Source organism: Peptoanaerobacter stomatis, assembly GCF_000238095.2.
GTDB classification, from domain to species: domain Bacteria; phylum Bacillota; class Clostridia; order Peptostreptococcales; family Filifactoraceae; genus Peptoanaerobacter; species Peptoanaerobacter stomatis_A.
In genome coordinates this window covers 1,416,099-1,429,678 of the sequence record NZ_JH815225.1, presented here as the reverse complement: position 1 = coordinate 1,429,678, position 13,580 = coordinate 1,416,099, and the positions used below count along the sequence as shown (strand labels likewise).

The following is a 13,580-nucleotide window of genomic DNA, read 5'->3' as shown; positions in this document are numbered from 1 at the left end:
TCTTATATAAATGTATCCGTTAATCAAAAAGATATGAGTATCAGGTATTTTTTAGATATTTAAACTACCTTTCTTTATATAGGGTAAGTGTAAATAAAAATTATCTCTTCAACAAAATTGATATTTTCTTATATATAAGCATTGTAAGGAAAGATATGCTTAAGCCTTTAAATATATTAAATGGTGCTATTCCATATAATACAAGAGTAAATGTATCTTTTATTGCAGGGTTTACTACAGAACCCATTTGAACTATTTTATCCATAGGTATGAATTTAGAATATAAAGGCAACATTACAAAATAGTTTGAAAATACGCCAAGTATTGTCATAACTAAAGTACCACATATACATGCTATTATAGCAGATTTAATACCTTTGTGGTGTTTGTAAATAAGTGCAGCTGTAGCTACAAATGAACTGCCTATTACGAAGTTTGACAACTCTCCCACACCGCCTGTTGTAGTTCCCATTATTGCAACATTCATGATGTTTTTTATAAACTGAACTATTACACCGGCTATAGGGCCTAATGCGAAGCCTGCAATAAGTGATGGAATATCACTGATATCAAACTTAAGAAATGCAGGAAAAATCGGTATTGTAAATTCAAGTGCCATAAATACAAATGATATTGCACCAAGCAGTGAAACTTTGACCATTGTTGCTGTTTTTAGATTTTTCCTTGATCTTGATAAAGATTGGTTTTCCATAATAATAATCCTCCGTTGAAATATAAATTTGGCAATAAAAAAACCCTAAAAATACTTCAAGGGTAATGAAAAATATTTCTTCTTTCATCCAGACTGTACTGTCGGTACTTGAATTTCACAAGTTCGGCCCAAAAGGGTTCGCGGACTTTACCGCCGGTAAGGAATTTCACCTTCCCTGAAGAATATGGATTATTTAGTTGTGAGTTAAATATATCACAATTAATAAATAATATCAAGTACTTTTTTGAATTTATTTAAATTATTTACAAAATACAACAAAAGTAATATTTTGGCTCTAAAATATATCCTATATTTATACTAAAAAACTATTAAAAAGCTATATTTTTATAAACAATAGTAATTTAATGAAAGCAAAAATCATCGCATATAAAAAGTTTGGTATATGGTATTTAATTTTTTATCAAAATGAAACAGCACATAATACTAAAAATCAATAGAGTAATAGACATTTCTGTTTTTAAAAACTTATTAGCTAAGTAAAATTAAGCATATTTAAAATAAATTATATATATGTATCTATTAGTTAAATTGAGATTGTTATAAAATATAAATATTGATATATTAAAAAATACCTGTCCAAATGTAAGATGTATCTACATTTTAAACAGGTATAATAATTATAAGATTGTGCATTTAAAATTTTTTATATTCTAAAAATATTACTATCTTTCGTTAGGAAATATAACGACCAACATCATTTTGAATTGTTCTACAGCATGCACTGAATGTGGTTTTCTTGAAGGCATTATCAACGAATCGCCAGCATTTAATATATGCTCTTTACCGTCAACTATACACATACCTTTGCCTTCGAGAGCTATAACCATTGCATCTCCATCAGATTCGTGCGTGCTTATTTCCTCACCTTTATCAAATGCAAATAGAGTAACGCTTACGCTGTTGTTTTGAGCAAGAGTCTTGCTTGCTATTTCTCCTTCTCTTACTTCTACTTGACCTGCTAAATTGACAACAGTATCAAAAGGGAAATTTTTAATATATTTATCCATATATAATACCTCCTATAAAATTTTTATATTATATTAATACCAATATAGTATATTTTATAACATATTTTATTAGAATTTTATAAGTATTTTTAATTAAGGAATATTATTAATTATGGAATTAATAGATAAAAATAAAAATATATTATCAATTAATAATAAAAAGAAAAGGACTCTATTTATTTAATAACACTAAAATATTAGTAAATAATATTGACATTTTTTAACAAAAATATTATAATAATATTATTAATTGATTATCAAAAACTAAATTTTGGTTTCATTAATAAATAATTATTTTTATTGAATGAATATAATTTTTTTGGAAAGTATTGTTTTTATATAATAAATTTATTTATTATATTTTTTCAAAACAGATTATATTTAAAAATTTTGGATAAAATCTGTATTAGTTCGATATTAATAATTTTGTTATATTAATTTTTTGAAAAATTACTTAGGGAGGTAATTATAATGATGTTTTTACTAAAAAATAAGAGACTTTGGGCTTTTGCGGGTGGATTGTTGGCGTCTTCTCTATTAAAAAGCGATACTTTTCACAATTTAGCGGTAAAAGGTATGGCAAATGGTATGAAAATGCAAAAAAGTTTGAAAGCGTCTTTGCAAAACATAAAAGAAGAAGCAGAAGATATGTGCTATGATGAAGCTAATATAACTGAAGAAGAATAGCAGGTAAAATAATATGAAATTTACCACAGTATATGACAAAGGCGGAAGAATGAGGGTGAGATACGGAGAATATGCGTTTGACAGGTATTCTTCTTACGGTGTATCGGATTATCTTAAAACTTTCGACTTTGTCGATGACGTTCGTATAAGCACGAGTAATGGCTCTGTGCTTATAAATTATGACTGTAAGTATAAACCGAAATTACTTGAAATTCTTTCGTCCTTGAATAAAGAAAAAATATCAAGATTAGCTTATCCTGTAGATGAAGAGTTGGAAAAACTCAATAAAAATTTTAAGAGTAAAGTTACCACACTTATTGCAAGAAAATTTTTTATGCCTATACTTATACCGGCGCCTTTTTCAAGGTTTGTCACAATACTAAGAGCATTAAAATTTGTAAGCAAAGGTGTGAAATCTTTGCTTGACGGGGATATAAATGTTGATGTGCTTGATGCTACATCAATTACTGCGTCAATAGTTACAAATGATTATGCCACGGCCAATTCTATAATGTTTTTGCTCAATGTATCTCAGTTACTTGAAGACTATACTATGCGTTCAGCAAGTCTACAACTTGCAAAATCCTTGGAGATAAATGTAGATCATGTATGGGTTGTTGAAGACGGAAATGAAGTTAAAAAACCTATGTCGCAAGTAAAATGTGGAGATGTGGTAGTTGCAAGAACAGGTCTTATGATACCTGTAGACGGTGTGATTGTTTCAGGCGAAGCAATGATAAATGAATCGAGTATGACGGGAGAGTCTCTTGCTGTAAGAAAATATGACGGACTTAGCGTATATGCCGGTAGTGTAATAGAAGAAGGAAATATAAATATAAAAGTTACGGCTATAGACAATCAGACAAGAATAAGCAAGATAATTGATTTGATAGATAGATCTCAAGATTTAAAAGCCAATGTGCAAAGCAATGCACAGAAATTGGCGGACAGCATAGTTCCGTTCAGCCTTATATCTTTTGCGGGAGTATATGCCTTGACGGGAAATATTACAAGAGCTATGGCAGTTCTTATGGTGGATTACTCCTGTGCAATAAAATTATCTACACCTATAACGGTAATATCTGCTATGAAAGAAGCATCTGTGAACAACATAGTTGTAAAAGGCGGTAAATTTTTGGAAGAGTATGCGAATGCAAATACCATAGTTTTTGATAAAACCGGTACACTTACAAATGCATCACCTCATCTTGCGAAAATAGTGCCTTTTTATGATTATAGCGAATCGGAAGTTTTGAAAATAGCTGCTTGTTTGGAAGAACACTTCCCGCATTCTGTTGCTCGTGCCATAGTAAAAGAAGCTGCTGACAGAAATATAATTCATGAAGAAACTCATGCAGAAGTCGAATATATAGTGGCACACGGTATATCGTCAAAGCTTAACGGACAAAGAGCTTTAATCGGAAGCAGGCATTTTATAGAAGATGATGAAAATATAAAATTGACGGATGATCAGTTGAAAGTATTGATGACAGAATGTAAAGAGTACTCCACATTGTTCCTTGCTCTTGGAGATAGAATAATAGGAATATTTTGTATAGATGACCCTCCAAGAGATGAGGCGGTAGACGTTATAAGAAGATTAAAAGAAAACGGCTTTGATAATGTGATTATGATAACAGGTGACAGTGATATAGTTGCAAAATCGGTATGCAAGAAACTTGGCATAGATAGTTGTTATTCACAAGTATTACCTGATGAAAAATACAAGATAATTGAAAGTATAAAAGAAAGCGGTAAAAAAGTTGTAATGGTAGGCGATGGAATAAACGACTCACCTGCACTAAGTGCCGCAAATGTATCTATAGCAATGAAAGATTCTTCAGATATAGCAAGAGAAGTTGCTGATATAACATTGTTGTCAAGCGACCTTAATGACCTTATCACTCTAAGAGTATTATCAAAAAATTTGTTTGAAAGAATACATTCAAATTATAATTTTATAGTAGGCTTTAATACATCGCTTATAGCATTGGGAATTGCAGGGGTATTAACACCTGCTACTACTGCACTTTTTCATAATGTATCAACTATGGCTGTTTGCGCGGCATCTATGAGAAAGTTATTAAATACTAAAGAAAAAGATTAAAAAATTAAATAAAAAACAGACTATTATATCGTATTTGTATAACAGTCTGTTTTTTTGTATTCTATAATATAAAATAGAGTTTAGTATTTATACGTTTATAATACTAAACTCTATTACAAATAAATTTTCTATATTTTTGTTTTGAAAAATAATTTTTTAAGAATATTGTTGTAATACACTTTGAATTAGTGTGTATTATAACAATATTTTTTATTTGTGTAAAGACTTATATAAAAGGATTATAAAGTTTTTATACATTGAATTTATCTATTATGTCTTTTAATTCTTCTGCAAGGTTCTTAAGCTGTATACTTTCGTTTGATATTTCTTCAAAAGAATTCATTTGTGTTTGAGTAGATGCTGCTACTTCTTGAGTAGATGCCGCATTTTCTTCTGATAAGGCTGATGCATTTTCCATTATTGTATATAGACTGCCTTGTGCTTTGTCTATCTCTTCGTTAGATGAGATTATCTCTTTTAAAGAAACTCTAAGTGAATTTATAGATTCAGCTATACCATCAAATTTCTTTTCAACTTCGTTTACGTTCATGGATTGTTCTTCTACTACTGTAGATGATTCATTGATTTTATCTACTGCGTAATCTGCTCTTGAAAGCAATTCTGCAACTGAATTGTTTATTTGTTCTGTAAATGAGCTTGAATTTTCAGCCAATTTTCGAATTTCCTCTGCAACAACTGCAAAGCCTTTGCCGGCTTCTCCGGCTCTTGCTGCTTCGATTGCTGCATTTAAGGCAAGCAGATTTGTTTGTTCAGCTATTGATTTTATCATTTCCCCTGCTGATTTTATATCATCGACACTATTTTTTGTCTTATCCATAGCTTCTTTGATATCTTTTGATATATCCTTATTTTTTTGAGTAGATTCAAGAAGTTCGTTCATAGTATCCACACCTTCGTTTTTAAGTGTTTCTGTTCTGTCAGATGCGGAATTTAACTGCTGTAAATTAGTTTTATTTTTGCTTAACAAATCAGTCATATTTTGAAGTTGAATTACACCTGTTTGTGTATCTTCAGCTTGAGAAGTAGCTCCTCTTGCTATATCATCAACACTGTTTGATATATCGTTGGCTACGCTATTTGCCAAATCGCATTTTTCTTGTAAAAGATTAGAACTGTTTTCAAGTAATTCCGTAGATTCTTTTATATTGTTGACTATATTTGTTAAATTTTCCTTCAACATTATACTTGATCTGTATATGTCTCCGATTTCATCTCGTCTATCTGAATAGTTTTTGCTTGGTTCTGCTATCAAATTGTAATCCGCTATTTTTTCCAAATCTTTCTTGATATTGTTAAATGCATTTGCTACACTTGATGCTATTAAGAAGTATACTATGAGAGCACATATAATTATTATTAAAATTGCTGCAAAACTTAACCATTTACTTAGAGTAACAAGAGGAGCAAATATTTCGCTCTTATTTATAGAAACGAGTACACTATATCCTCTGTTTTCAAGGTTATAAAACGCTGCGAGCTTATTTTCTCCTGTGAAGAAATATTCGCCTACACCTGATTGTTTTTGCAAAACTTCATTTTGCCAAAAGTTTGCTACTTCTTTGTATGAACTGTCTTTTGCAGCTTCTTCTACAAGGTTTAATTCTTTTTCTACTATTTCACTTCTTGTATGTCCTACGATTTTTGAGTTTTTGTCATATACTGAAAGTATACCGGAGTCTCCCCAATTAAAGTTCTTGCATAGCTCACTTATGAAATTTGCGTCTTTTATTCCTATGAAAACACCTTCTATTTTGCCGTTTTCATAATAAGGAGTTGATACAACTATCATCTTTTGATTAGTTACAAGGTCTACAAGAATTTCGCTTGTATACAATTCTCCGTTTAAACTTCTTTTAAAATATTCTCTTTGAGTTGCGTCCCATTTTGCGCCTTCTTTGTTAAGGTTAAGTCCGTTTCCTTTTGTGTCGATATATGCAAATTCGATAAATCCCATTGATTTCGCAGAGTTTTCGTAAAAATCTGCTATTTGATTTTTGTCCAAATTCTTTGTAAACGCCCAAGTTTTGGATAGAGCATCTACTTGAGATTCGGTAGATTTTATATCTTCTTCAATTATATCCGCCGCCTGTTTAATGATTACTTCAATAGAATCATTAACTTGTAGTGAGAAATATTTCTTCAACAGTTGGTTGTTAAAGACAAATAACAATATGTTTGAAATCAAAATTATTAACACAAAACTAAGTGTCATATTAGCCTTTATGCTTTTTGACTTGAATATGTTTTTCATAAAGAGACCTCCAAAATAATTTCAAAACTAATCCATATAAAATCATAATATGTGTAAAAAGATGTAGTCTAAATTTTTTATCTATAATATGCAATGATATTTGGCGAAATGGCATAAATTCAAAAATATAAGTATTAAAATGTAGGTATAAAAAAATTAAAAGTTCGCATATTTAATATATTTTTAAATTATGAAATTTCAAGAAGATAATGATGTCAAATTTTAAATTGGGATATAAATATTATATAGATAAAAAAACCGATATTGTACAAGTAAAAGATTTTTTAGATTAGATTTAATATCAACTATAGATTATATCATTAAAAATATTTTTATCAAGTATTTTTATGTATAAATTATAAGATATTTTTACTATTTGACTTGAGATATCAGTATCTTTTACTATCTGTTAATTGATGTAGTTTGCAATAGATAAGATAAATATATAATATTTATATTTTATCCGACATAAGTCATAAATTTGTCTATAATGAATTACTGCAAATAAAAAAATAAATATTTTTGTTTTGTTGTAATTAAAAAATAAATATTTTTGTTTCTTTTTTGTAAATAATGTGTTATAATCTTTCTGGATAAAATTTTATTAAATTTTAATTACAAATTTTTAATGACGTAATTTTAGGTTTAAGCTTTTTTTAAGTTACAGCTGATAACATAGCTTAAATACAAGGTGTTGTTAAGAATAAACAGTCTATATAAAAATATCGAACTGTTTTATATGTTTTATACGGTTAAGAGAGTGTATATAGTTTATGCGCTTTGGGAGGGTAAATTCAAATAATGATTAGAGATAATGATTTTTCTACTATAAGATCCAGAACATATGATAGATTTGATTATTCTACATCAAGATTGCTTTTAAAGAGATTTAAGCAAAATAGTCTATACATGATTATAATAGCATTTATGCTTTCAGTTGGAGTTTCGCTGGCTGTATTTCAACCCGGAATAGGATATGAGATATTAGTCAATGGAGAGCATATAGGATTCACTAAAAATCCTAAGGATATAATGCAGACTTTGTCATCGCTTGATAAAGATTTGAGAGTTACAAAAGGCGAAGATATCAAATATGATATGGATGTTAAGTTCGTAAAAGGTAAACTTGACGGAAATAAACTGGTAAATGCAGATGATCTTAAAATTATGGTGTCATCAATGCTCAGCATTAAAAAACCGGCATTTATACTTAAAACAGATGACGGAATAGCGTTCGCTATAGATTCCAAAGAGTCTATGGACAGTATACTTGAAGGAGTAAAAGTTCCATACTTGGAGGGAAAAAGAGATGCAGAAGCTGAGATAGTAAGCAATATATCTTTGATAGAATCAAAAAATGTGCCTGTAGATAAAATACTTAATTACAGTCAGGCTATGTCATATATAACAGCATCAAATGCGACTTCTGAAAAACCGAAATTTGATGTAAAAGTGTCTTATACGGCAACTTCTGAAAAACCTATAAAAAGAGGAGTTACTACAATAGGTGATTCTTCTATGTATGAGGGAGAATCTGTTATTCAATCAGCAGGATCTGACGGAGTAAAATCAGTAGAGAGCAGAGTAACGGAGATAAACGGAAATGTAATATCTTCTAATGTGCTTAGCGAAAAAGTATTGCAAGAACCAAAACCTAAGGTTATAAAAGTAGGAACTAAACCTAAAGTTGCTCCTGTATTAAAAATAGCTTATAACTATTTGGGAGTACCGTATGTTTGGGGTGGAACTACACCGAGAGGCTTTGACTGCTCAGGATTTGTTCAGTATGTTTATGCACAAAGAGGAATATATTTACCAAGAACTACTTATGAACAAGTAAACGTAGGAAGAAGAGTATCACGTTCACAATTACAACCGGGAGATTTATGTCACTTCCCTGGACACGTAGGAATATATATAGGAGATGGAATGATGATACACGCACCGAAACCTGGCGATGTAGTAAGTGTAGCAAGTATAGATGTAAGAAACTTCCTATTCGGTACAAGAGTAGAATAATATAAAAGTTAAAATGCTTTAAACTATGTATTATTACATGGCTTAAAGTATTTTTTTTGCATAAAAAATCATCTATATTTTAATTGATTGCAATATCTTTTTTAAAATATAGATGATTTTCTTATAGTATTAGAAAATTAAATTAGATTAAAATTCTATTATATGAGAAATGTCAGTATTAATTGGCGATTATTTATAAATTATGAAAATGGAATATATAGTATATTTCCTCTTATATAAGAGTTTTTTTCGAATGTTTTGAACAAAGGTACAGATATTACGCTCACAGCCACAAACTCGCTTAACATTATTTGAGCTGTTGTTATGAAAAAGCCTGCTGTTGTACCTGTTGCCAGCATTATTCCTATACCTACTATGAATGAAAAAAGTGACGGCATAAGAGATGCTACATAGACATTTTTAATTTTGCTCATAGCAGTGAGGGATATAAATGTGTGTAGAGTACCAAAGATTAAATCATAAACGCCGAATTGTGAGTATAGATTGGATATGAAGCAACCTGCCGTAACACCTATTATATAAACAGGATTATAAAAAGCTAAGATGTTCAATATCTCAGCAACTCTGAATTGAACAGGACCATAAGATATATCCTTTAAAAAATAAGTTACCACAAAGTAAATTGATGCAATAAGTGCCTGTCTTGTCAAAATTTTTGTTTTCATAAAATTTCCTCCTTGATTTTTTTAGTGGGTGCCAAGAAACACTTATCTGTGAATTATGATACTGTTATCTAATTAAATATAGATATTTATAAAGGTATTAGCAATCTTGCTTACAAATATAATCTAAGTATATCTTAATTTAAATAGATTTTATCGATATATCCACTGATAGACTGATGTATTTTATCATCAATTATAAATTATGTCAAATAATTGTGAAAAGTTACAAATTGTAAATAAATAAAAAATAATAAATTGTATGTAATATAAAAATTTCGTTTTATCAATATGTTTAAGAAATAATATTACAGAAAAAGTGTAACAAAAAGAAATAATTTTTTGAAAAACTATTGACAAGTCAAACAAAATAATCTATAATTTACAAAGTGATTACAGATAAAGATAAAATTGTAACTAAGAATAATATATAGAATTTAAAGAATAATCAATGTTGGAGGTATATAACTTTGATAATGAAGAAAACTTTGCTTGCGGCTATATTTACATTAGGATTTGTAGGATTAAGTATGAATTTTTCTTATGCGGATGAAGCTGAAATATTTAATAATGAAGTAGAGGTAAAAACTGCAGTTGCTAAAGAAATAGCTGAGCCTGTAAGCATAGAAGTTTCAGAATTGGAAAAATTACTTGCTTTAAATGAAGAGCAAACAAAAATAGAAGAAAAAGAGGAAAAAGAAAAACAAGCTAAAAACGTTGAAGAGGAAGTATCAGTTTCAGTAGATGCAGATAAACTTATAGTAATAGCAAAATCAAAACTTGGCTCTCCATATTCATACGGTTCATTAGGACCAAATGCCTTTGACTGTTCAGGTTATACAAGCTATGTGTTCAGACAAATGGGAATAAGCTTACCGAGAACTGCATCAAGCCAAGCGTACGCCGGAGTAAAAGTTGCAAAAGCTAATTTACAAAAAGGCGATTTAGTATTTTTCAATACTTATGGTGGAATATCACACGTTGGAATATATATAGAAAACGGTAATTTCATACACGCATCTTCATATGGTAGCGGAGTAGTTGTATCTAATATAAATGACAGCTATTATGCACCAAGATATGTTACAGCTGCAAGATATCTGTAATAAAAAAATAATTTAGAGAATATCTTATAAATTAAGGTATTCTTTTTTATTGCCTTTTTATACTATTATCCAATTACATATAGATGTTTTTTAATTAATGCTAAATTATATTTTTCGCATATTAAAGTATTAGAAATTATAAAATATTTCAAAATATGATATAATATTATAAAAAACATTTCGGATATAATAAATTAAAAGGTTACAGATTTAATATTTTGAGGAAAATCATAAAAATATTGCTGTATATAGATGATACATTTTTTTGGCATATATTAATATTATGCCGATAAATTTGAATTGGAACGGCATTATATAAATTGGGAGAATAAATATGTTTTTTTTATCAAATACAAATGAAGCAAAGTCGTATACATTGATACATAATGTGTTTTTTGAGCAGATTATGCCATATTTAGATGACAAATATTTAAAGGTGTATATGTACACATATTATTTAGCGAACAATATAGATAAAATAGGTGTAAAAAATAACGAAGATATAGCAAAAGACCTCAATATAGACTATCTTGATGTCATATCAGCCTTTGACTATTTGGAAAAATTGAATTTAATCAGAAAACACTATGTAGAAAATTCGCAAAGCGATAACTATTCGATAGAGATATTATCGCTCAACAAATATAGTAAAAAACAAGAAACTACATATGAAATGGAATATATAAGCAGTAAAAATGAAAAACTAAGGCAGATGTATGACAAGATAGAAGAAATTACAAAAGTACATTTAAACGCATATGATATAAAAAAGATAGATACGACCATTAAAAACAACGACATAGCCTATGAAGTAGTGATAGAGGCTTTTAAATTCATATATTATAACAACAAAAGCGTAAATGTGAACGAAGCTCTAAATACTCTTAAACTATGGATAAGAGAGGGAATATATACTTCTAAGGACTTGGACAACAGCTTGTCTAATATAAATGAAAGATATGCCACATATAGAAAAATATTGAAATATTTTGGAGAATACAGACTGCCTACAAAACCTGAGATGAAAAAAATGGATAAATGGATAGATGAATACTGTTTTTCGATAGAAGTCATAGAAAAGGCCATAGATGAGACACTCAAGATAAAATCTCCGAATTTCAGATATTTGGATGCAATATTGGATAAATGGTATGAGCTTTATACAAGAACGAGAAAAATATTACAAAAAGATAAGAAAGATTATACAAACTTTAAAACTGAAATAATGAAATTACAAAATGCAGACAGAAAAATAACTGAAGATGAAGAAAAAAAACTCTCATTTTTATACAAAAACTACCCATTAGATACAGTATTCTCAGCAATAAAACATATGAATCTGCAAAATAAAACAAATGATATAGATACCTTGTTTGATTTTATAACAGGAGATATAAACACAGGCGACTTGCAAAAAGAAACCACTCTTTCTTTTGGGAATATAAGCTTGGAGGATTTAGAAAATATATTTGCAAACCAACAAGAAAATATGAGAAAAACAGAACCTAAAAACATTACAAAAACTCAAAAAAGACAGACTTATGTCAACACGCCTACTTTGACAGGCAAAGACTTGGAAGACGCTATATTGTCTAATAATGATTTGGATAATTTTTAAAATTATATAAAACAATCAGGAGAAAAAATGAGAACAAATCAAGAAATAATATCTTCCATAGAATTGGAATATCAAAATAAAAGACGAAGAAATGAAATAAATTTACAAAAAAGAAAAAGAAAACTTTATGAGCAATATCCATATCTTGAAAAGATAGATGATGAGATAAATATGAAATATCTAAGCATCGTGAAAGATTCAATAGAAGAAAAAAATGTAAATGACAAAACTTACAAGGATATAGACGAGCTGAAAAAGCAAAAAAAGCAATATATAATGGAAAACAATATAGATATGTCATCAATTAAGATGAACTATGAGTGTAATATATGCAAAGATACAGGTATTTTGGAGAATAACGGTAAAATTTCAAGATGTCAATGCTATACCAATAGGTATAATTCGCTTGTATATGAAAATATGAATATGTCAAAACTGTTTGAAGACTGCAACTTTGATAAATTCGATATAGAAATATTTGACGATGTTAAAAAAATAGGGAAGTTTACTCAAAGAGAGTTTATGAGCAAAATGCGAAATAAAGCCTTATCTTTTATAGATAATTTTGATGACAAAAATGAAAAATCAATGCTATTTTATGGACAAGTAGGAGTAGGCAAGTCGTATTTATGCCTTTGCATAGCGGAAAAATTGATTAAAAAAAGAAAAAATGTAGTTTATGAAAGCAGTAGTGAATTATTTGAAAAGTTGGCAAGGTATGTATTTTCATCAGATAAGACGCAAAACAGTGATGCAGCTGTTTTTAATTCGCTTGTGTATAATTGCGACCTGCTCATCATAGATGATTTAGGCTCTGAGATGACCAATGATTTTGTCAGAAATCAAATATTCAACATAGTGAACATAAGAACAATAAATGGAAGAAAAACAATAATATCAAGTAATTTGACACAAGATGAACTGCAAGAAAGATATGAGCAACGCACATTTTCAAGAATATCAAGCTATTACAACACATATAAATTCATAGGCAGAGATTTAAGAATGCCGAAGCTTAAAATTAAGAGACTGTGAAAAATTTTGTATAAAAATAGAGACTGTTACTATGATTTTCATCATTATGCAACAGCCCATTGCAACTAAATCTCTTAAATGAAGGGGAGTTTGACCTCCTTTACTTTCTTGAATAAGAGATAGCCTGCTTATGGCAAATAGGAAAATGTAAAGAAAATAATCCCTTTCAAATATTGCTCTTTGACAACGGAATAGACCAAGGTAGGACTTTATCTACTTGTGGAGAATTATGACTTACGCCATGACCTTTCTGCTGAAAGCAATTTCGGTTCTATGAATACTGGGTTAGCCAAGGATACAAGAAAGTGAGCGA

General features: G+C 29.2%; 10 protein-coding genes and 1 riboswitch. Of the genes, 6 read left to right on the top strand and 4 right to left on the bottom strand.

What is annotated here, in order from left to right; translation table 11 throughout:
- Positions 1-100: 100 nt before the first annotated feature.
- Together HMPREF9630_RS06120 and HMPREF9630_RS06115 are read right to left on the bottom strand one after the other, a co-directional pair.
- Entirely contained in the window at positions 101-712 is a 612-nt protein-coding gene (locus HMPREF9630_RS06120; protein WP_009527643.1) for an ECF transporter S component, read from the bottom strand.
- 72 nt (positions 713-784) lie between these two features.
- Positions 785-899, bottom strand: a riboswitch (FMN riboswitch).
- Positions 900-1,395: 496 nt separating this feature from the next.
- Positions 1,396-1,740: a cupin domain-containing protein gene (locus tag HMPREF9630_RS06115; protein WP_009527642.1), complete on the bottom strand. Its 345-nt coding sequence runs from the start codon at positions 1,738-1,740 to the stop codon at positions 1,396-1,398.
- A gap of 471 nt (positions 1,741-2,211) precedes the next feature.
- Between HMPREF9630_RS06115 and HMPREF9630_RS06110 the strand changes: the two genes are divergently transcribed.
- Positions 2,212-2,427, top strand: a complete 216-nt coding sequence (locus HMPREF9630_RS06110) for a hypothetical protein (RefSeq protein WP_009527641.1) — start codon at positions 2,212-2,214, stop codon at positions 2,425-2,427.
- A gap of 13 nt (positions 2,428-2,440) precedes the next feature.
- Complete coding sequence (locus HMPREF9630_RS06105) at positions 2,441-4,534, top strand: heavy metal translocating P-type ATPase (protein ID WP_009527640.1); 2,094 nt, start codon at positions 2,441-2,443, stop codon at positions 4,532-4,534.
- 250 nt (positions 4,535-4,784) lie between these two features.
- Here HMPREF9630_RS06105 and HMPREF9630_RS06100 read toward each other — a convergent pair whose 3' ends face one another.
- Positions 4,785-6,806 carry a methyl-accepting chemotaxis protein gene (locus tag HMPREF9630_RS06100; protein WP_009527639.1) on the bottom strand — a complete coding sequence of 674 codons (2,022 nt, stop codon included), beginning with the start codon at positions 6,804-6,806 and terminating at the stop codon, positions 4,785-4,787.
- A gap of 801 nt (positions 6,807-7,607) precedes the next feature.
- Here HMPREF9630_RS06100 and HMPREF9630_RS06095 point away from each other — a divergent pair.
- Entirely contained in the window at positions 7,608-8,825 is a 1,218-nt protein-coding gene (locus HMPREF9630_RS06095; RefSeq protein WP_009527638.1) for a C40 family peptidase, read from the top strand.
- Positions 8,826-9,025: 200 nt separating this feature from the next.
- On the opposite strand, the gene HMPREF9630_RS06090 is transcribed toward HMPREF9630_RS06095, so the two are convergent.
- Positions 9,026-9,511 carry a QueT transporter family protein gene (locus HMPREF9630_RS06090; RefSeq protein WP_009527637.1) on the bottom strand — a complete coding sequence of 162 codons (486 nt, stop codon included), beginning with the start codon at positions 9,509-9,511 and terminating at the stop codon, positions 9,026-9,028.
- A gap of 473 nt (positions 9,512-9,984) precedes the next feature.
- On the opposite strand from HMPREF9630_RS06090, the gene HMPREF9630_RS06085 reads away from it, so the two are divergent.
- The 3 genes from HMPREF9630_RS06085 to HMPREF9630_RS06075 all read left to right on the top strand — a co-directional run bounded on the left by HMPREF9630_RS06085 (position 9,985) and on the right by HMPREF9630_RS06075 (position 13,267).
- Positions 9,985-10,614 carry a C40 family peptidase gene (locus HMPREF9630_RS06085; RefSeq protein ID WP_040465221.1) on the top strand — a complete coding sequence of 210 codons (630 nt, stop codon included), beginning with the start codon at positions 9,985-9,987 and terminating at the stop codon, positions 10,612-10,614.
- Positions 10,615-10,948: 334 nt separating this feature from the next.
- Complete coding sequence (locus HMPREF9630_RS06080) at positions 10,949-12,232, top strand: DnaD domain protein (protein ID WP_009527635.1); 1,284 nt, start codon at positions 10,949-10,951, stop codon at positions 12,230-12,232.
- A 27-nt stretch (positions 12,233-12,259) separates the two neighbouring features.
- Positions 12,260-13,267, top strand: coding sequence for an ATP-binding protein (locus tag HMPREF9630_RS06075; protein ID WP_009527634.1), 1,008 nt, complete (start codon positions 12,260-12,262; stop codon positions 13,265-13,267).
- Positions 13,268-13,580: the final 313 nt, after the last annotated feature.